This window comes from Nonomuraea sp. NPDC050680 (assembly GCF_040654555.1).
In the GTDB taxonomy this organism is placed as follows: Bacteria; Actinomycetota; Actinomycetes; order Streptosporangiales; family Streptosporangiaceae; genus Nonomuraea.
In genome coordinates this window covers 43,957-63,444 of the sequence record NZ_JBFAIF010000003.1, presented here as the reverse complement: position 1 = coordinate 63,444, position 19,488 = coordinate 43,957, and the positions used below count along the sequence as shown (strand labels likewise).

Annotated in this window: 17 protein-coding genes; 11 read left to right on the top strand and 6 right to left on the bottom strand. The window is 66.5% G+C overall.

Features of this window, described 5'->3' with window-relative positions; translation table 11 throughout:
• Positions 1–70 precede the first annotated feature (70 nt).
• The 6 genes from AB0H88_RS11485 (at position 71) to AB0H88_RS11460 (ending at position 6,783) form a co-directional block, all read left to right on the top strand.
• Positions 71–712 carry a phenylalanine--tRNA ligase beta subunit-related protein gene (locus AB0H88_RS11485; RefSeq protein WP_357643241.1) on the top strand — a complete coding sequence of 214 codons (642 nt, stop codon included), beginning with the start codon at positions 71–73 and terminating at the stop codon, positions 710–712.
• A 204-nt stretch (positions 713–916) separates the two neighbouring features.
• A complete protein-coding gene (locus AB0H88_RS11480) occupies positions 917–4,567 on the top strand; it encodes a multifunctional oxoglutarate decarboxylase/oxoglutarate dehydrogenase thiamine pyrophosphate-binding subunit/dihydrolipoyllysine-residue succinyltransferase subunit (RefSeq protein WP_357643239.1) in 3,651 nt (1,216 codons plus the stop codon).
• A 114-nt stretch (positions 4,568–4,681) separates the two neighbouring features.
• The gene (locus AB0H88_RS11475) at positions 4,682–4,852 is read left to right on the top strand and encodes a hypothetical protein (protein WP_357643237.1); all 171 of its coding nucleotides are present in this window, start codon (positions 4,682–4,684) and stop codon (positions 4,850–4,852) included.
• 13 nt (positions 4,853–4,865) lie between these two features.
• The gene (locus AB0H88_RS11470) at positions 4,866–5,042 is read left to right on the top strand and encodes a DUF6104 family protein (protein ID WP_225301873.1); all 177 of its coding nucleotides are present in this window, start codon (positions 4,866–4,868) and stop codon (positions 5,040–5,042) included.
• Between the two features lie 173 nt (positions 5,043–5,215).
• Complete coding sequence (locus AB0H88_RS11465; RefSeq protein WP_357643235.1) at positions 5,216–6,046, top strand: DUF4097 family beta strand repeat-containing protein; 831 nt, start codon at positions 5,216–5,218, stop codon at positions 6,044–6,046.
• On the top strand, positions 6,043–6,783 hold the full coding sequence (locus AB0H88_RS11460) for a helix-turn-helix transcriptional regulator (protein WP_357643233.1): 741 nt from the start codon (positions 6,043–6,045) through the stop codon (positions 6,781–6,783). The genes AB0H88_RS11465 and AB0H88_RS11460 overlap by 4 nt, the downstream gene beginning before the upstream one ends.
• Before the next feature lie 63 nt (positions 6,784–6,846).
• On the opposite strand, the gene AB0H88_RS11455 is transcribed toward AB0H88_RS11460, so the two are convergent.
• The 6 genes from AB0H88_RS11455 to AB0H88_RS11430 form a co-directional block, all read right to left on the bottom strand.
• Positions 6,847–7,704, bottom strand: coding sequence for an oxygenase MpaB family protein (locus AB0H88_RS11455; RefSeq protein WP_357643231.1), 858 nt, complete (start codon positions 7,702–7,704; stop codon positions 6,847–6,849).
• Positions 7,705–7,779: 75 nt separating this feature from the next.
• The gene (locus AB0H88_RS11450) at positions 7,780–8,736 is read right to left on the bottom strand and encodes a zinc-binding dehydrogenase (RefSeq protein ID WP_357643229.1); all 957 of its coding nucleotides are present in this window, start codon (positions 8,734–8,736) and stop codon (positions 7,780–7,782) included.
• A gap of 9 nt (positions 8,737–8,745) precedes the next feature.
• Entirely contained in the window at positions 8,746–9,633 is an 888-nt protein-coding gene (locus AB0H88_RS11445) for a hypothetical protein (RefSeq protein ID WP_357643227.1), read from the bottom strand.
• A 40-nt stretch (positions 9,634–9,673) separates the two neighbouring features.
• The gene (locus AB0H88_RS11440; RefSeq protein WP_357643226.1) at positions 9,674–10,099 is read right to left on the bottom strand and encodes a type II toxin-antitoxin system VapC family toxin; all 426 of its coding nucleotides are present in this window, start codon (positions 10,097–10,099) and stop codon (positions 9,674–9,676) included.
• Positions 10,086–10,358 (bottom strand): hypothetical protein, encoded by a 273-nt coding sequence (locus AB0H88_RS11435; RefSeq protein WP_357643224.1) that lies wholly within the window; start codon positions 10,356–10,358, stop codon positions 10,086–10,088. Before AB0H88_RS11435 ends, AB0H88_RS11440 begins: the two co-directional genes overlap by 14 nt.
• A gap of 97 nt (positions 10,359–10,455) precedes the next feature.
• The gene (locus tag AB0H88_RS11430) at positions 10,456–11,907 is read right to left on the bottom strand and encodes an acetyl-CoA synthetase (protein ID WP_357643222.1); all 1,452 of its coding nucleotides are present in this window, start codon (positions 11,905–11,907) and stop codon (positions 10,456–10,458) included.
• Between the two features lie 588 nt (positions 11,908–12,495).
• Between AB0H88_RS11430 and AB0H88_RS11425 the strand changes: the two genes are divergently transcribed.
• The 5 genes from AB0H88_RS11425 to AB0H88_RS11405 all read left to right on the top strand — a co-directional run bounded on the left by AB0H88_RS11425 (position 12,496) and on the right by AB0H88_RS11405 (position 19,341).
• Positions 12,496–12,750, top strand: coding sequence for a hypothetical protein (locus AB0H88_RS11425; RefSeq protein ID WP_357643220.1), 255 nt, complete (start codon positions 12,496–12,498; stop codon positions 12,748–12,750).
• A gap of 314 nt (positions 12,751–13,064) precedes the next feature.
• Positions 13,065–14,141, top strand: a complete 1,077-nt coding sequence (locus AB0H88_RS11420) for a trypsin-like serine protease (RefSeq protein WP_357643217.1) — start codon at positions 13,065–13,067, stop codon at positions 14,139–14,141.
• 189 nt (positions 14,142–14,330) lie between these two features.
• Complete coding sequence (locus AB0H88_RS11415) at positions 14,331–15,497, top strand: hypothetical protein (RefSeq protein WP_357643215.1); 1,167 nt, start codon at positions 14,331–14,333, stop codon at positions 15,495–15,497.
• A gap of 394 nt (positions 15,498–15,891) precedes the next feature.
• Positions 15,892–17,400, top strand: coding sequence for a hypothetical protein (locus AB0H88_RS11410; RefSeq protein ID WP_357643213.1), 1,509 nt, complete (start codon positions 15,892–15,894; stop codon positions 17,398–17,400).
• Positions 17,401–17,832: 432 nt separating this feature from the next.
• Entirely contained in the window at positions 17,833–19,341 is a 1,509-nt protein-coding gene (locus AB0H88_RS11405) for a hypothetical protein (protein ID WP_357643211.1), read from the top strand.
• Positions 19,342–19,488: the final 147 nt, after the last annotated feature.

Here is a 19,488-nt window from a genome sequence, read left to right as displayed (position 1 = left end):
GAGCGTAAACCGCAAAGGCAATTTTGCAAAGAGAATTTTGTGGTTTTCCATGACGAATAAACTAGGGCGCATGCTTGATGAGATCTGGGTGGACGAGGCGGTCTACGCCCTGCGTCCCGACTTCGCGGTGCTGGTCATGACGGCGCACGGCCTGCGCAATGGACCCACCGACGACCGTTCCCGCGCCTGGCTGGCCGCGGCCTCGGAGCAGCCCGTACAGACCGAGAAGATCGACGCGTGGAAGGACGCCTACCGCGCGTTCGGTGCCAAACCGCAGAAGACCAGACCCTCGGTCGACGCCCTGACCCGCAGGCTGCCGCTGCCGGAGATCAACCAGGCCGTCGACGCGTACAACTCGATCAGCGTGAAGCACGCGCTGCCGATCGGCGGCGAGGACCTCGACCACTACGCCGGCCCGCCGCGACTGCTCAGGGCGGACGGCGACGAGGAGGCGGAGGCGCTCGGCGCCCCGGAGCCCGGCGAGGTGATCTGGCGCGACGACCTCGGCGTCACCTGCCGCAGATGGAACTGGCGTCAGGTGGCGCGCACCCGGCTCACCGAGGAGACCACGAACGCGATCTTCCTCCTGGAGCGGCTGGAGCCGATGTCCATGGAGGAGCTCAAGGAGGCGGGCGAGGAGCTGGCGAACCTGCTGACCGAGCTGTCCCCTGGGGTGCGGATCAGCACGAGAGTGCTGTCTGAGGCGAAATAAACCTGCTGCACAGCTGTTGATACCAAACAGTGATAATTGCGGCACCCCCTGGATTGACTAGGGGGGCGTGACCTCTTCGGACTCTCTTGAGAGGATCGGGCGAGGCTGCGGGGCGTCTCTTGCGCGCGCCGCCGGACAAGACGAGTAACCTTGGACAGGTTCTCTAACATCAACGCCGATCTGCGGAAGAGGGCGATTTCCGCCGTGTCGTCTGAGTCGTCGCGGACAAACCCGCTGGCAAGCTTTGGACAGAACGAGTGGCTTGTCGACGAGCTGTACCAGAAGTACCTCCAAGATCCTGAGTCTGTGGACCGGGCTTGGTGGAACTTCTTCGCTGACTACAACCCTGATTATGGACCGGGCAGAATGCCCGCCAAGGAGGCGGCGAACGGCACAGTGACCGCTCCGGCTCCCTCGGCGGCTCCACCCAAGGCTGCACCGGCTGCCCCGGTCCCCGATGTCAAGCCGAAGCAGCCTGCGGCCCCGGTGCCCGCCGGCGCCGAGGAAGTCAAACTGCGCGGTGCCGCCGCACGCACCGCCGCCAACATGGACGCCTCGCTCGTCATTCCGAGCGCGACCAGCGTCCGGGCCATCCCGGCCAAGTTGCTCATCGACAACCGCATTGTGATCAACAATCACCTCAAGCGGGGACGCGGCGGCAAGGTCTCCTTCACGCACCTGATCGGCTATGCCGTCATCAAGGCGCTGCGGGCCATGCCGGAGATGAACTACTCCTACACCGAGGTCGACGGCAAGCCGACCCTGGTCAAGCCGCGCCACGTAGGGCTCGGCCTGGCCATCGACGTCCAGAAGAGCAACGGCGAGCGGCAGCTCCTGGTGCCTTCCATCAAGGGCGCCGAGGACATGGACTTCCGGCAGTTCTGGATGGCCTACGAGGAGGTCGTCCGCAAGGCCCGCTCGGGCAAGCTCGGGGTCGACGACTTCGCGGCCACCACGATCTCGCTGACCAACCCCGGCACGATCGGCACCGTCCACTCGGTCCCACGCCTGATGCCCGGCCAAGGCACGATCATCGGCGTCGGCGCGATGGAATACCCGGCCGAATACCAGGGCGCCTCACCCGACACGCTCTCGCGCCTGGCCGTCTCCAAGGTCATGACGCTGACCAGCACCTATGACCACCGGATCATCCAGGGCGCCCAGTCGGGCGACTTCCTGCGCACGATCCACCGGCAGCTGCTCGGCGAGGACGGCTTCTACGACGAGATCTTCGAGGCGCTGCGGATCCCCTACGAGCCGGTCCGCTGGGTCCAGGACATCTCGGCCTCGCACGATGACGACGTGGCCAAGTCCGCGCGGGTGATCGAGCTGATCCACGCCTACCGCGTCCGCGGCCACCTCATGGCCGAGACCGACCCGCTGGAGTACAAGCAGCGCAAGCACCCCGACCTCGACATCCAGTCTCATGGCCTGACGCTGTGGGACCTGGAGCGCGAGTTCGCCACCGGCGGCTTCGGCGGCCGGCCACTGATGAAGCTCCGCGAGATCCTGGGCGTGCTGCGCGACTCCTACTGCCGCACGGTCGGCATCGAGTACATGCACATCCAGAACCCCGAGGAGCGGTCCTGGATCCAGGCGCGGATCGAGAAGCCGCACGCCTCCCCGGCCCGTGACGAGCAGCTCAACATCCTGAGCCGGCTCAACACGGCCGAGGCCTTCGAGACGTTCCTGCAGACCAAGTTCGTCGGGCAGAAGCGCTTCTCGCTGGAGGGCGGCGAGTCCCTGATCCCGCTGCTCGACTCGGTGATCAGCGACGCCGCCGACGACGACCTCGACGAGGTCGTCATGGGCATGGCCCACCGCGGCCGGCTCAACGTCCTGGCCAACATCGTCGGCAAGTCCTACGGGCAGATCTTCGGTGAGTTCGAGGGCAACATCGACCCGCGCACCGCGCACGGTTCGGGTGACGTGAAGTACCACCTGGGCGCGTCGGGCACCTTCACCGCTCCCAGCGGCAAGACGATCGCCGCCTCCGTGGTGGCCAACCCGTCCCACCTGGAAGCGGTCGACCCGGTGCTCGAAGGCGTCGTCCGCGCCAAGCAGGACCTGCTGGAGCGCGGCGAGGAGGGCTTCACGGTCCTGCCGATCCTCATCCACGGCGACGCGGCCTTCGCCGGCCAGGGCGTCGTGGCCGAGACGCTCAACCTGTCGCAGCTGCGCGGCTACCGCACCGGCGGCACCGTGCACGTGGTGGTCAACAACCAGGTCGGCTTCACGACATCGCCCGCTTCGTCCAGGTCGAGCGTCTACGCGACCGACGTGGCCCGGATGATCCAGGCGCCGATCTTCCACGTCAACGGCGACGACCCCGAGGCCGTGGTGCGCGTGGGCGAGCTGGCCTACGAATACCGCCAGACGTTCCGCAAGGACGTCGTCATCGACCTCATCTGCTACCGCCGCCGCGGCCACAACGAGGGCGACAACCCCGCCTTCACCCAGCCGCTGATGTACGACCTGATCGACGCCAAGCGCTCCACGCGCAAGCTCTACACCGAGGCGCTGATCGGCCGGGGCGACATCACGGTGGAGGAGGCCGAGCAGGCGCTGCGCGACTACCAGGCCAAGCTGGAGCAGGCCTTCACCGAGACCCGCGAGGCGGCGAAGAAGCCGCCGGAGGCGGGCGCGATGCGGGTGCCGCCCGCTGAGGTGATCAAGTGGTCGCACAACGACACACCGACCGAGATCACCGACGAGACGCTCAAGCGGATCGTCGACACCCAGCTCAACCTGCCCGAGGGCTTCACGCCGCACCCGCGCCTGGCGCCCGTGCTGCAGCGCCGCGGCCAGGCGGTCGAGCAGGACGCGATCGACTGGAGCATGGGTGAGACGCTGGCCTTCGGCTCGCTGCTCATCGACGGCCACCCGGTCCGCGTGGTCGGCCAGGACACCCGCCGGGGCACGTTCACTCAGCGCCACGCGGTGCTGGTCGACCGGGTGACCGGCGAGGACCACACCCCGCTCAAGGTCTTCAACCAGGGCACCACGAAGTTCTACATCTACGACTCGCTGCTCAGCGAGTTCGCGGCGCTGGGCTTCGAGTACGGCTACAGCGTCGTGCGACCCGACGCCCTGGTGGCCTGGGAGGCCCAGTTCGGCGACTTCGTCAACGGCGCCCAGACGATCATCGACGAGTTCATCTCGTCCGGTGAGCAGAAGTGGGGCCAGAGGTCGGCTGTCGTGCTGCTGCTGCCGCACGGCTTCGAGGGCCAGGGTCCCGACCACTCATCGGCCCGCATCGAACGGTTCCTGCAGGTCTGCGCGCTCGACAACATGACGGTCGCGCAGCCCACCACTCCGGCCAACTACTTCCACCTGCTCAGGTGGCAGGTCGAGTCGGGCAGGCGCAAGCCGATGGTCGTCTTCACGCCGAAGTCGCTGCTGCGTCACAAGCGAGCCGTCTCGAAGGCGTCCGACTTCACCACGGGCACCTTCCAGCCGGTTCTCGGCGACACCATCGTCGAGCCGGGCAAGGTCACCAAGGTCGTGCTCTCCTCGGGCAAGATCTACTACGACCTGCTCGACCGGCGCGAGAAGTCGGGCCGCGACGACGTCGCACTGGTCCGTCTGGAGCGGCTCTACCCGTTCCCTGCGGAGGAGCTCGCCGCCGAGCTCTCCCGCTACGACTCGCGGGCCGAGCTGGTGTGGGCGCAGGACGAGCCGGTCAACATGGGGCCGTGGCCATACCTCACGCTCAAGATGGCCGAGGACCCGGACCTGCTGAAGGGCCGCGCGCTACGCCGCGTCTCGCGGACTCCCAACAGTTCGCCCGCGACCGGCTCGCACTCCTCCCACGACAACGAGCTCGAGGGAATCTTGAGCGAGCTGTTCGGCTAGTCAGCCAGTCTGGTCAGCAAGTCGCTTCATCGCATGAGCCCCCGCCGTTGTCGGCGGGGGCTTACTGCTATCAACACCCGCCAGATCGCCCTGCTGACGCCCACCCACCACCCGATGGCCGAGTACACCCTCGCAGGCCACGCCCGCAGTCACGAGATCGTCTCGCAGACCGCGCGGACCGATCCGCGCGAGCTCGAGCAGCGTGGCCTGCTGACTAAAGTCAGACGTGGACGCGCCGATGCCTGGACCCCAGCCGGCGACCTGACGACGCGGCTGCGCGACTGATGAATGGAGAGCGATGTACTTCACCGACCGGGGGATCGAGGAGCTGGTCGAGCGGCGTGGCGAGGAGGAGGTCAGCCTGCTGTGGCTGGGCGAGCGGCTGCGTGAGTTCGTGGACCTCAATCCCGAGTTCGAGACGCCGGTCGAGCGCCTGGCCACCTGGCTGGCCCGGCTCGACGACGAAGACGACTGACGCGGCGCAGCGCGACGCGACGCGACGCGACGGACCCTCGCGACCGGTCGCCGGCAACGGGTAGAGCCGCTCCAGACGGACCAGTGCGACGTCGAGAAGCACGAACGGCGCGAATTGCCCGCCAGACGCGATACATCTTGAGTTTTCGACAGACGCGACATATCGTGTCTTGTGTGGACGTGTCGTCGGAAGGGACAGGCATCATGCGGCAGTGGACGATCGAGCGGCCGGAGCAGCTGACGTTCGGCTCGGTGACCGCGCTTGACGTGCGGATCGTCGCGGGACGGGTGGCCGTGCTGGCCACCGACGGACCACCGACCCTGGAGGTGGCCGAGATCGACTCCGCCCCGCTGATCGTGACCTACGACGAGGAGAGCGGAGAGCTCACTGTCGCCTACAAAGACCTCACCTGGGAGGGGATGCTCGGCTGGCTGCGCCGCGACCGGCGCAACAGCGTCCTGACGCTGGCCGTGCCCAAGAAGTGCACGGTCAACGTGGGAGTCGTCTCCGGCTCGGCGGTCGTCGCCGGGTTCGAGAAGGCGACCCAGGTCAGGAGCGTCTCCGGGGACATCGTGCTCGACGGGGTGAGCGGCGACGTGAGCGCCACGACCGTCTCGGGCAGCGTGGAGAGCCGGGCGATGGACGGCGACCTGGCGTTCAAGAGCGTCTCGGGCGAGCTCACCGTCGCCGACGGCACGCCGCGCCGCCTGCGCGCCAACACCGTGTCCGGGCGGATCACCGCCGACCTGGAGCTACGGCCGACCGGATATGTGACCTTCAACAGCATGTCCGGTGACATCCTGGTCAGGCTGCCCGAGAACGTGGAGGCGGACGTCAGTATGCGATCCACCTCCGGCAGGCTGGTCAGCACTTTCGAGAACCTGTCAGACGCGAGCCGCCCGGGCAACAAATCGATGTCCGGACGGCTGGGTGGCGGCATGGCCTCGGTGACGGCGACGACCGTCTCCGGCGAGGTCACGCTGCTCAAGGGAGAGAAGCGATGAGCCCTGTCTTCGGTCACGGCCGGCTCCGGCTGTACCTGCTGAAGCTGCTCGAGGAGAGCCCTCGGCACGGTTACGAAGTCATTCGCCTGCTGCAGGACCGCTTCCTCGGCGTCTACTCGCCCTCCCCCGGCACGATCTACCCGCGCCTGGCCCGTCTGGAGGAGGAGGGCCTGGTGACGCACGAGGTGATCGAGGGCAAGAAGGTGTTCTCGATCACCGATCGGGGTCGCGACGAGCTCAACGCCCGCCTGGACGAGCTCGACGACCTGGAGCAGGAGATCTCCGCCTCGGTGCGCGACATCGCGCGCGAGGTGAAGGAGGATGTCCGCGAAACGGTCAAGTCGCTGCGCGACGAGCTCACCAAGATGGCCAAGGACGTCCGCACCGGCGTTGCCGACGACCCCAAGCGCGTGCGCGACCAGCAGAAGGCCAACATCCAGCGGCTCAAGGAGCAGCAGAAACGCCAGTGGATGGAGCACGCCACGAACTGGCAGGACCAGGGCGAGCGGCTCACCGGCGAGTGGCGCAGGATCTGGTCCGAGGTCTGGAGCACGCTGGGCGGCGCGCCGCCCAGCCGCGCCGAGCTCGACGCCGAGCTGGGCGAGCGCCTGGCTGACTTCGTCGCGCAGGTACGCCGCGAGGCGTCGGCCGCCCCGCTCACCCGCAAGGCGATCGACGAGGTACGCGCCACGCTCGACGAGGCCTCCCGGCAGATCCGCGACTCCCTGAAACCATGACCCGATCGGATGAGGCCTCCCGGCAGATCCGCGACTCCCTGAAACCAGGACCCGATCGGATCGCTACGCCGAGCGGAGGGCTCGGTCAAGACCGCGCAGGCTCCGGGCGGCCTTCCGGGCGTGATAGGCGATCGGCATATACCGCAGCCGCTCCGGCAGGCGCGGGGCGAGCATCGCCACCGCCCGCCCGAGCTGCCGCAGCCGCCACTCATCCCGCGCCGACCAGGGCAGATCCAGCTTCTTCCGTACGATGGGCGGCAGCGTCCCCACCGTCACGAAGTAGTTGAACTCCCCCGATCCCACCCCCACCGGCGCCCAGAGCCGACGCAGCGACCGGGGCAGCCCGGGCGGCATCGGGGTCCCCCGCATGACGGCGAGCACATCGATCGCCGTAGGATGCGGCTCCAGCCGCTCGGCCGCCATCTCGTCGAAGTAGGACCAGAACTCCTCGACGGTCGCGGGCATCTCCCGCTCCGGCACCCGCAGGATCGCCCCCAAGTGCCGCGACTCCTCGTAGAGCCGCCGTTCAGCGTCTTCGGTGTAGGGAGTGCCGAAGTAGCGGTTGAGGGTGACGAAGCGCTCGAACAGCGACAGGTGCACCCAGGCCCAGGCCGCGCCGTTGAGCGCGTGGTAGGACCGGCCCTGCTCGTCCACCCCGCTGATCGGCTTGTGCAGCTCGCGCAGCCTCTCCCCCTCGGCCAGGCCGCCCACTCCGCTGTACACCCATTTCTGGACCGAGGTGAGCGTGCGGTCGAGCCGGCCCCACGGGTCCTGCTTGTAGGTGGAGTGCCGGCCGACGGCCGCGCCCACCGCGGGGTGCATGGTCTGGAGGACCAGCGCGCTGCCCGCCACGAGCAGGTTGCGGTATTCACCGGCGGTTTCCCAGTGCAACGAGCCTGGGCCGAACGGTTCGACGTCCATGACGGCGCCTCCCGGGTGATACAACCTCACCTTCTTTGTATCACCCCAGGTGCGCATAAGTAACCCTTCACTTATTCAGCGCGTAAAGACGATTTTTCCAAAGATGTCGCCTTCAGCCAGGGCGGCGAAGCCATCGCGGGCGTCGGTCAGCGGAATCGTCCGGTCGATGACCGGCCGCAGCCCGGTCTGCTCCAGGAACACGGCCAGCCGCTGGAGCTGGTCACGCGTGCCCATCGTGGAGCCGATCACCGAGAGCTGGAGGAAGAACACCCGGTTCAGGTCGGCGGGCGGGACCGCGCCGCTGGTGGCACCACAGACCACGATGCGGCCGCCGGGCTTGAGCGACTTGAGCGAATGGTCCCAGGTGGCCTGACCGACGGTCTCCATGACGGCGTCGACCCGTTCGGGCAGCCGCGCGCCGGGCTCGAACACCCGGTCGGCGCCGAGCTTGGCGGCCTGCTCCCGTTTGGCGGCCGAGCGGCTGGTCGCCCAGACCCGGTAACCGCCCGCCCGGCCGAGCGCGATCAGCGCGGTGGCGACCCCGCCACCGGCGCCCTGAACGAGCACGGTGGAGCCGGGCTCGAGACCGGCTTTGTCGAACAGCATGCGGTAGGCGGTCAGCCAGGCCGTGGGCAGGCAGGCGGCCTCCTCGAAGCTGAGCGCGGCCGGCTTGGGCACCAGGTTGCGGCGCGGCACGGCGACCAGGTCGGCGAACGTGCCGTCGTGGACCTCCGACAGCAGCGACCGCTTGGGATCGAGCGTCTCATCGGCCCCGGAGCCGATCACCGAGTGCACGATGACCTCATTACCGTCGGCGTCCACCCCGGCCGCGTCGCAGCCGAGCACGATCGGCAGCCGGTCCTGCTTGATGCCCACGCCTTTGAGCGTCCACAGGTCATGGTGGTTGAGGGCGGTCGCCCGTACGGTGACGGTCGTCCAGCCGTCCGGGACCTGCGGGTCCGGATGCTCGCCGAGCATCAGCCCGGCGAGAGGATTGTCGGGATCGGTCTGTGAGGCGGTTACGGCGAACATGGCCGCACCCTACTTCAGCGTGATCCGGATCCCGGCGATGGCCTGCTGAACGAACGCCCGCGAGCCGGAGGCGACGATCTGCACATCGCCCCTGCATACGGTACGGGTGGGCCGCTTGAGGCCGTTGATCGCCGACGGCGTCCTGGCGTTCTTCCGGCAGTTGGGGGTCGGGATGAGCACGACCATGTCGCCGGTCCCGCCGCCGAACCAGAGCTGCGGCCCGACCGGTTCGCCCTGGATGGTCTCGCCCGGCTCCGCCAAGCGGATCGAGCCACCGCCGCTCAGGACGAGGTAGCCGTCCTTGCCGACCTTGCCGCGCAGGCCCTTGGCCGTCGCCAGCCGATCTTCAAAGGTCAGCCCCTCCCGCCGGTCGTACATTGCCAGCCGCCACTTGCCGAACGCGAACATCAGCACCTGCCCGGCCGAACCGACACCCGCCGGGCTCGGCCAGAGCGTGACGTTGGGCGTGAGGTTCCTGATCGGCTGAGCACCCCTGGAGATCTCCATCTCACCGCCGTAGGGGGCAGAGAAGCTGCGGTAGTGCCCGGCGATCCAGGCCCCCTGGAACGGCCGCGCGCCCAGCTCGTTGAGCCGCAGCTCGGCGGGGTAGCGAACCCGCGCCCGCGTCCCGTCGGGGAACACCACCGCGATGACCTCGTTGCCGCCCTTGGCCTTGACCGGCGCACTCACGACGTTGGGCGCGCCCTCGATCCTGGTCAACGACCGGATGGGCATGGGCGCGGGGGTCGACGTGGGCGGCGCGCGATCCGGCTCGGGGTCGCGGCTGGCCAGCAGGCTGACGATGGGGACCGCCAGCAGCACCGCCACCACACCGAACCCGATCCACCGGCGCCGGCCACGGGCGCCCGCCTCGATGACGTCGAACTGATCGGCCAACGGAGATCCCCTGCCGAGGAGTGCTGTTTCACTCCTCAGTTCAGTTGAGCGGATGCCGCCAGCGCAAGCCCTGGAACTTAGCGAAATCAGCATCACAGGTCACGAATTCACAACCGTGCTCGATGGCCAGTGCGGCGAGATAGGCGTCGGGCAGGAGCTTGCCGGTGGCGCCCGATGAACGGCAGATCTTGGCGAAGATCTCCCAGTGTCTGGATCCGGCGTTCACCAGGACGGCATGCGGCTGATTGCGGACGCTCTCCGCGAACTGGAAGGCCGTCTCGAACGAGGTGCTCTGCGGAATGCGCTGGTTGGTCACGACCCGCATGAAGCCGTTGATCACGAAGTCGCTGACCGCATAGGCCTCGTCGCCATTGACGAGCTCCTCGACGAGGGTCAGGCACTCGCTATGGTGCTCGGTGTCGCGGCGCTGCGCGTTGACCAGGATGTTGACGTCAAGCATCCGCATCGCGGCCTCCGCACTGCGCCATCTTCGCCAGCTCATGCTCCACGAAGTCCGCTTCCATCAGCTCCTTGATCTCAGCCCAGGTGAGCTTGGGCCCGGCCACAGCGCCGGACACCGGGAGCTCCACACGAGGCCGGTCGGCTGTTTCCGTGGAGCGGTTGAGTAGTTGTCGCAAAGCGTCCTCCATCACCGAGGTGAGACTGCGTCCGTTTCGTGCCGCGTACGCCTTGGCCTCGTTGAGGAGTGCGTCGTCGATCCGCACCGTGGTCCTCCGCATGACACCAGCGTCCGCCGCTGACATAAAAATGTCAACAGCAGATAGTAATCACGCGATCACAATTCTTGCACAGCTTTTAATCTCACCAGAGCGCCACATTGACCTTCCCGTCGGACGCCAGCCGCACCCGCCGGCCGACCAACTCCCTGGACATGGCGTCCGCCAGGAGCTCCGCCTCCAGCACGTGGGCGTGAGCGCGTCCTCCCCCGCCAGGCAGGTCCACGACGAGGATGCCCTTCTCCGGCGCCCCGTCGCGCCCATGCGCCACCGTGTAGCCGGCCACCGTGGCGGGACCGTCGTACAGGGCGACGATCTCCACCGGCTCGGCGGTGAAGACGGGCGCGGCATCGCCCAGGGTGCCGCCCGGGTCCGTGGACCAGATGGCGTAGGTGTGCTTGGTCAGGTGCATGCCGACCCCCGTCACCAGCCCGTGGCCCTGCTGGGCGCGCAGCAGCCCGGCCATGGTGGCCGTCGAGTGCAGGACGTAGTCGCTGGAAGGGCCGCCCGCGTACGGCAGGCCGCCGGTGACTGTCAGGCCGCGCCGGTCGAGCGGGTCCAGCTTGATCGCGTCGCACGCCTGCCGCAGCGCGATCGCGAAGCAGCTGTAGAGGTCGAGCGCGTGGATGTCGTCGAGGCCCAGCCCGGCCCGCGCGAACGCGGCCTCGGCGGTGCGCCCGATGGCCTGCGAGGCGCCGAGCGCGGGCCGCGCCGCCACCTCCCACGTGTCCTCGCCGTAAGCCCATCCGCGCAGGTAGACGCGCTGGTCGTGCGGTACGCCGAGCCGGTCGGCGAGTCCGGCGGCGACCAGGACGACGGCCGCCGCCTGGTCGACCTCTCCCACGGCCACGGTGTTGCGCGTGTACGGCCAGCCGATGAAGCGGTTGCCGCTGACCAGTTCGTCCGGCGTTCGGGGGGTACGCCGCCAGGCGTACGGGTTCGCGGCGGCAACCTCGGTCATCGGCGCCATCATCCGCCCCCGGTCCACCATTTCCTCATTTATCGACATACCAAGGAACGCGCGGCGGGCCGTCTCCATGATCGGGTAGGTGTGGACCGGCAGGAACAGCTCGTGGGCCAGCTCCGCCGGATGCGGCGCGCGTTCCCAGCCGTAGGGCGGCTTGGGATCGGCCGGATGACTCCATGGCACATGCTCGCCCGCCTGCCGGTAGGCCCGACGCGTCGCCAGCGCCTCGGCGCCGGCGATCAGCGCCGAGTCGAGCTCCCCTGCCGCGATCCTGCCCGCGGCCTCGCCGATGAGGAGTTGCGGGGCCGTACCGCTGACCCTGGAGTAGGCCCGGTGCCGGGGCGCGGCGCCGAGGCGGTCGGCGAGCCGGCCGACCGGGGAGTCGTACTGCCACGAGTCGGTGTAGACGAGCTGGATCGAGTCGAGTCGCCCGACCGGCAGCCGCGCCTCGCGAGCCGCCTCGCGCGCGACGTCCTCCCACAGGTCGAGTGGCTCCGGGCCCGGCTGGTCGCGGACGGTGCGCTGGGCCGTACCTATGAGACAGGGGGTGCGTGGATCCATGTCACCCATCTAACCAGAATAACATTCGGTTGATAAGCGATGGCATTTGATAATCAGTGTTACCGGTGGTGCCAGAGGAAATTAAAACCGATCTCGACCTGCGGAAATGCCTTCTCGGAATACATGCGATCTGGTATTTCCATAACGGAATGGAACCGGGCCAGACTTTTTCGCATCGTCTCCTGGCTGTCGGGTTGTGCCATTCATTAACGTTCCCAGCGTTTTCCTGGCCCACCGGGGCGCAGTACCCCGCTCTGAGCCGCCGAGAACTGAGAGGAGCTTCATGCATTCCCGAGCAAGGCACATCGCGATCCCGCTCGCCGGTCTGCTGGCCACCGGCCCGGCCGCGGGGATGGTCGGCAGCACCGCCGCCAACGCGACCCCACCCTCCGACGTCGTGTCCAGGAACGCGGCCACTTCCGCGGAGCAGGCGGTTCAGTTCTGGACCCCTGACCGCATCAAGCGGGCGGCCGACTACGACACGAACCTCGACGCGCGTTCCAACGGCGTCAAGGGCGTCAACTTCACCCCCGACTGCCCGCCCGGATCCGTCCCCCCAATCGGCGAGGAGAAGACCAAGAGCGTCAAGAGTGCCCGATGCCCGCTGCCCCGAAGTACGACCTCCAGGAGCACATCGGCCTCAAGTCCTTCACCGCCGGCGCCAGCGGTGGACCGCTCCTGTACAGCTACAAGAGCTCCACCCGCACCAGCTACCTGATCGGTGTCAACAGCGTCGCCTGGGACACGGACGGCAACGACCGCTACGACCACATCTCGTCGCCGTACTTCAACACCGACACCTACAAGGTGTACAAGGCCGCCGCGAACCTGTGGACCGGCAACATGCCGTAACCACGAGGCCGCACCCCACCCTGGGCCCCGGCTACTCCCGGCCGGCGCCCTTCTCAGGCGTGATCAAGAAACACACAGGAAAGGCGGATGGACAACGAAGTCGGCTCATGTACTATGCCTCTGACATGCGGAAACGATCCCCACATGGATCGGAGACGCTATCCGGATGGAACCCCTTGACGCACTCCTTATGGGACACAAGTCACGCTTGATCAGATAACGAATCTCCATCCGAGCTGCAATACAGTGAGTCATCTGGAAAAATCCATCGTTACACCCCCAGAAGTACTAACCCCCAAAGGCAAGGCATTTCCATGATCCCCCGGGCATGGCACCTGGTAGCGGTTGCGCTCAGCGCGCTGCTGATGCTGCCCGCCCTCGCGGGGACCGCCTCGGCGGCGCCGAACAGCCGGGTCTACTCGGTCACGCTGGCCAAGTCCGCGGCGGACATGAAGAAGGTCGCCGAGTACTGGAAGCCCGACCGGCTCAAAAAGGCCGACCAGTACAGCCCGGCCACGCCGGCCTCACAGTCCTCGCCCACCTCCACGACCGCCAGCGGAGCGGGCCAGATCGTCCCGGCGAAGAGCCCGCAGATCCTGCCGAACGTCGCACCCGCCCTTCCGAAGGACAGCGCGGCCGCCAAGACCATGGGCAAGGTCTTCTTCCGCTTCGGCGACAAGGAATATTGGTGCTCGGCCAGCTCGATCGCGGCCAAGAACCGCAGCGTGGTGGCGACCGCCGGACACTGCGCGTACGACTCGCGCCAGGCCAAGCCCGCCGATTACTGGATCTTCGTCCCCAACCTGGGTCCCGGTGGGGCGACGCCCGACGGCATCTACGTGGGCGCCTCGATCAGCATGCACGAGGACTGGCCGGGCAAGGGCGACTACGACTTCGACTACGCGTTCGTGACCGTGCACCGTGGCTTCAAGTGGGTCGAGAAGAGCGGCCAGCTCACCATGCAGGACGTGGGCCGGCTGCAGGACAACGTCGGCGGGCAGGGCCTGACGCTCGGCAAGGGCCTGGCCCTCACGATCACCGCCTTCGGCTACCCGGCGGGCCCGCAGCCTGACGGCAGCCACCCGTTCGACGGCAAGACGCTCAAGGTCTGCTCGGGGAGCACGAGACGCACGGTCGCCCCCAGCCTCGACCTTCAGTACGGCGTGCAGCTCCAGCCGTGCGACTTCAGCGCCGGCGCCAGTGGCGGCCCCTGGCTGCTCAACTACCAGCCCACGCAGAAGCTCGGACTCCTCACCGGGATCAACAGCCTGACCTGGAACAGAGACGCCAAGGGCGGCTACGACGCGGTGTCCTCGCCGACCTTCAACACGACCACCGGCGAGGTCTACCGACGCGCCGCAGGGCTCGCGACACCGCAAAATGTGACGTAAGTTACACTCAGCGTGTCGCCACCCCGAGTGATCAGCCGGTTTCACATCTCGAGATGGTTACGGCCATGATCGTTGCGCTTTACTGCACTAACAGGTAATTCACACGACCAGAGTCAGGCCGATAGGTTCCCGCCTGTCCGTTTGCTGCATTCTGGGGTGCACGAGGCGCCCCGCGTCTGGAGTTTTACCTTGAAGCGCATCCTTCTCTCGGCCGGTAGCGCCGTCCTGGCGACCGGCCTCCTGGCCGCCGGCCTGGCAGGCACCGCTCAGGCACAAGGCGACATCGCCACCGACCCCATGGCCCGCAACACGCAACAGGCCTCCTCGGTCGCGTCCTTCTGGGCCGCGTCGAACTTCGCCGCCCTCCGCTCCGCCACCGCCTACCCCTGGGACGCCAAGGAAGTCAGGAAGGTCGTCTCGAAGGGCGGCTACAGCCCCGACGGCAACCCGGGCAGCGCCACTCCCATCGGGGAGGAGAAGAAGGCCCCCGGCAAGGCCCAGAACGTGAACATGCCCAAGACGCTCGGCAAGGTCTTCTTCGTCGACGGCAAGGGCAAGTTCCGCTACTGCTCGGCCACCTCCATCCAGTCGAACTACCGCAACCTGGTCGCCACGGCCGGCCACTGCGTCTACGACACCGACAGCAACAAGGCCCTGCTCGACAACTGGGTCTTCGTGCCCGGCTACTACGAGGGCAAGGCCCCGTTCGGGATCTACGTGGGCAAGCAGGCCTTCACCCACACCGACTTCGACGTGTACGAGGACTACGACCGCGACTACGCGTTCGTGACCGTCTACAACGGCATCTCCTTCAACGGCGTCAAGCAGGTGACCAAGAAGGAGTACGACGGCTTCGTCGGTCCCAAGCGGAACTGGGGCGGGCGCTACTACATCCTGCTGTCCAAGGACGCCGGCCGTCTCGGCGACGTCGTCGGCGGCCAGGGCGTGTCCTGGAACCAGCCCACCGGCAAGCAGGTCCGCGCGTTCGGCTACCCGGCCGGCCCGCACCCCGACGGCAACAAGCCCTACAGCGGCGTGACGCCGAAGTGGTGCTACAACAAGACCACCGCCAAGGCCGTGGGCGCCCCGTGGCTGAAGATCGAGGAGCACATCGGCCTCAAGTGCGCCGTGACGCCCGGCTTCGACGGCGGCCCCTGGCTGGCCAACTACAGCAACGGCAAGCGTCTGGGCTACGTCAACGGCGTGACCAGCACGTTCGCCGACCAGGACGGCAACGACCGCATCGACTACATCACCTCGCCGTACTTCGACGGTGAGACCGCGTCGGTGTACAACTCGGCCAAGAACGCGTGGTCCGGCAAGATCGTCGGCCCGAACGGCGAGCTGTACAAGTAACCACTCAGCACGCAAAAAGGGGCTCGGCCGGATTCGGCCGGGCCCCTTTTGCGTGCTCCCACAAGATCCTTTCGGCGGATTTGGCGATATTAGACGGAGCTGGGGCCAATCTGGTTCCTGTGATCTAAGTCACATTGAGCCGCCTACTCGACGTGACGCACCCCTCACCGCTCATCCGCCGCACCCCGCACATACCCAGCGAAAACGTGGTCTATCGATCACTTACCGCGAAGATCTCTGACTGGTAACAGGACGGTCACAGCGGTAAGGCGGGCTTCCAGATGCCCCAGAACGGCTTTTACCTGCGGAGATCACCACGCTATGTTCCTTGCTATCCCTTTACTGACGCATGGGTCGCTTGTTGCGACTCACGACAGAGCAAGGAGCAGTTCCCTTGAAGCGCATCCTCATCCCCGCCGGTGGTGCCATCCTGGCTACCGGCCTTCTGGCTGCCGGTCTCGCCGGTACGGCCACGGCCGCCAGCGACGTAGCCTCCGACCCGATGGCGAAGAGCGCCGCTGACGCCAAGGCCATCGCGGAATTCTGGGCGGGCACCAACAACGCCGCCCTCAAGGCCGCGAAGGAGTCCAACGTCTGGGACTCCGGCGACGTCGCCAAGCTGCAGAGCAAGGGCGGCTACAGCGCCGACAGCAAGCCTGGCTCGTCCGTCCCGATCGGCCAGGAGAAGAAGACCTCCACCAAGGTCCAGAACGTGAACATGCCGAAGACCATCGGCAAGGTGTTCTTCGTCAACAGCAAGGGCGAGAAGAAGTGGTGCTCGGCCACTTCGGTTCAGTCCAAGTACCGCAACCTGGTCGCCACGGCCGGTCACTGCGTCTACGACACCGCCACCAACTCGGACGTCATGTCCAAGTGGGTCTTCGTCCCCGGCTACTACCAGGGCAAGACGCCGTTCGGGATCTACGTGGGTAAGCAGGCCTTCACCCACTACGACTTCGACGTGTACGAGGACTACGACCGCGACTACGCGTTCGTGACCGTCTACAACGGCATCCAGCTCGGTGGCGGCAGCGCGAAGCAGGTCTCCAAGGCCGACTTCGACAAGTTCCAGGGCATCAAGGACGCCAAGGACGTGGCGATCACTGAGGCCGAGTACCAGAAGTGCAAGGACCTCAACGGCGGCGAGACGCCGGACTGCTGGGCCAAGACGGACAGCAAGATCGATGTCGTGGGCCCGGACTACCCCGGTGCCATCAAGGCCCTCACCGAGGTCGCCAAGGAGCAGTACGACGCCGCTCCGACGGGCAAGGCCAACGGCACCAAGGCGCCCGCCGCCACCAAGACGGAGAACGTCACCAAGACCGAGTACGACGCCTACAAGGGCCCGGGTTACCGGAAGATCGACTCCAAGGGCAACTTCACGATCACCCACTACTTCGTCAAGAACTGGGTGAAGAAGACAGACATCAAGGGTTACTACAAGACTGTCTTCTACATCGTCGAGGGCTTCGCCAAGGACGCCGGTCGCCTCGGTGACGTCGTCGGTGGCCAGGGCGTGTCCTGGAACCAGCCCACGGGCAAGTACGTCCGCGTGTTCGGCTACCCGGCCGCGGCGCACCCTGACGGCCACAAGAACTACACGGGCATCACGCCCAAGTGGTGCTACGGCAAGACCAGCAAGAAGGTCGTCGGTTCGGCCGCCAAGAAGATCGAGGAGCACGTCGCGCTCAAGTGCGCGATGACCGAGGGCGCCGACGGTGGCCCTTGGCTGCTCAACTACAGCAACACCAAGCGTCTCGGCTACGTGAACGGTGTAACCAGCACCTTCAACGACCAGGACGGCAACAAGCGAGTCGACTACATCTCCTCGCCGTACTTCGACGGTGAGACCGCTGCGGTGTACAAGTCCGCTGCGAACGTGTGGTCCGGCAAGATCCTCTAAGTAACACAACGCGACCGTTCCAGGACGGTGCGCACAGTGGTAACTCGCGAAGGGCCCGGCATCGCCGGGCCCTTCGGCGTTCCCGGGCAAATCTGAAGGGCGTTTTGACGCATGGGACGCCCGGACGGTGCCATCAACACGATGTGATCTGCGTCACATCAGCCGAGCGGCCGTCCGGAGGGCGGCACTCGAGCCACCGCAGCCACACTGACAACTTCCTTATGTTGATCTGCGGAAACGGTGTCATCCGGCACTTCCGGCAAGTCGTCCTCTATCGCGACTTAAACATCACAGAACGATCACGCCCGACTTAGCGCCGTTTTTCCCGTCAAAGTAGCTACCGAACTTCAAGATCCACACTGTAAGTTCTGGCTATCCCTTTACTGACGCATGGGGCGCAATAAGCGCTCCACGACAGAGCAAGGAGTTACCTTGAAGCGCATCCTCCTCCCCGCCGGTGGCGCCATTCTGGCCACCGGTCTGCTGGCTGCTGGCCTCGCCGGCACCGCTCAGGCCACCAGCGACGTTGCGAGCGACCCGCTCGCGAAGACGGCTGCTCAGGCTGCTGAGACGCTGGACTTCTGGAGCAAGTCCAACTACGCCGCTCTCAAGTCGGCTGTGGCCTTCAACCCCGACTCGCTCGAGGTTTCGAAGATCTCCCGTGGTGGCGGCTATAGCGCCGACACCAAGCCCGGCAACTCCCTGCCGATCGGCGAGGAGAAGAAGGTCGCCGTCAAGTCCCAGAACGTCAACATGCCGAAGACCATCGGCAAGGTGTTCTTCGAGGGCCGCGACGGCAAGCTGTACTGGTGCTCGGGCACCTCGGTCCAGTCGCAGTACCGCAACCTGGTCGCCACGGCCGGTCACTGCGTCTACGACATCGCCGGCAACGACGAGGTCGTTTCGCGCTGGGTCTTCGTCCCGGGTTACTACCAGGGCAAGGTGCCTTACGGCCTGTACGTGGGCAAGCAGGCGTTCACGCACTACGACTTCGATGTGTACGAGGACTTCGACCGCGACTACGCGTTCGTCACCGTGTACAACGGCATCGGCGGCACGCTGAACACCGCCAAGAAGGTCTCGAAGTCGGAGTACGACGCCTACCAGGGCGACAAGGACGTCAAGAACAGCTCGATCACTGAGGCCGAGTACCTCAAGTGCAAGGACCTCAACGGCGGCGAGACCCCGGACTGCTGGGCCAAGCCCTCCACGATCGAGGACCTCGCCGGCCCCGACTTCCCTGGCGCCATCAAGACGCTCAAGGAAGTCAGTGTCGAGCAGTACAACGCAGCCCCCACCGGCCAGGTGAACGGTGGCAAGGCCACCAACGCAACCTTCACCGAGCAGGTCACCGAGTCGCAGTACAAGGCGTACACGGGCCCGGGCTACCGGAAGATCGACCCCAAGGGCAACTTCACCATCACCCACTACTTCGTGAAGTACTGGGTGAAGAAGACCGCCAAGGTCGAGTACTTCCGCACCGAGTTCTTCGTCTTCGGCCACGAGGTCAAGGACGTCGGTCGCCTCGGTGACAACGTCGGTGGCCAGGGTGTCGCGTGGAACCAGGCTCCGGGCAAGGTCGTTCGTACCTTCGGCTACCCCTACGGTGCCAACCCTGACGGCAGCAAGCCCTACACCGGCGTTACGCCGAAGTGGTGCTACGGCAAGTCCGACAGCAAGGTCATCAAGGTCCCGGCCCGTAAGGTCGAGGAGCAGCAGTCGCTGAAGTGCGCCGTCACCGCCGGTTACGACGGTGGACCGTGGCTGGCGAACTACAGCAACGCGAAGCGTCTTGGCTTCGTCACCGGCGTCACCAGCCTCATCGTGGACGTCGATGGCAACAAGCGCTACGACACGATCACCTCGCCGATCTTCGACGGTGAGACCGCCGCGATCTACAAGTCCGCTGCGGCTTCGTGGTCCGGCAAGCTCATCCCGTAGTTCGCTAGGGATCGAACGACGACCTAGGTCATCGTTCACCAGCTTTACCGAAGGGCCCGGCATCCTGCCGGGCCCTTCGGCCTTTTCCGGAACAACCCAGGTCGCGACCTGGGCCCCCACCATTTTCCGTAACATTCCTGCACAATC

Bases quoted from the DNA above. Each gene is read 5' to 3' on its own strand.
- AB0H88_RS11485 (WP_357643241.1), top strand. From the start codon at position 71: ATGCTTGATGAGATCTGGGTGGACGAGGCGGTCTACGCCCTGCGTCCC.
- AB0H88_RS11475 (WP_357643237.1), top strand. From the start codon at position 4,682: ATGGCCGAGTACACCCTCGCAGGCCACGCCCGCAGTCACGAGATCGTC.
- AB0H88_RS11470 (WP_225301873.1), top strand. From the start codon at position 4,866: ATGTACTTCACCGACCGGGGGATCGAGGAGCTGGTCGAGCGGCGTGGC.
- AB0H88_RS11460 (WP_357643233.1), top strand. From the start codon at position 6,043: ATGAGCCCTGTCTTCGGTCACGGCCGGCTCCGGCTGTACCTGCTGAAG.
- AB0H88_RS11455 (WP_357643231.1), bottom strand. From the start codon at position 7,704: ATGGACGTCGAACCGTTCGGCCCAGGCTCGTTGCACTGGGAAACCGCC.
- AB0H88_RS11450 (WP_357643229.1), bottom strand. From the start codon at position 8,736: ATGTTCGCCGTAACCGCCTCACAGACCGATCCCGACAATCCTCTCGCC.
- AB0H88_RS11440 (WP_357643226.1), bottom strand. From the start codon at position 10,099: ATGCGGATGCTTGACGTCAACATCCTGGTCAACGCGCAGCGCCGCGAC.
- AB0H88_RS11430 (WP_357643222.1), bottom strand. From the start codon at position 11,907: ATGGGTGACATGGATCCACGCACCCCCTGTCTCATAGGTACGGCCCAG.
- AB0H88_RS11425 (WP_357643220.1), top strand. From the start codon at position 12,496: ATGCCCGCTGCCCCGAAGTACGACCTCCAGGAGCACATCGGCCTCAAG.
- AB0H88_RS11420 (WP_357643217.1), top strand. From the start codon at position 13,065: ATGATCCCCCGGGCATGGCACCTGGTAGCGGTTGCGCTCAGCGCGCTG.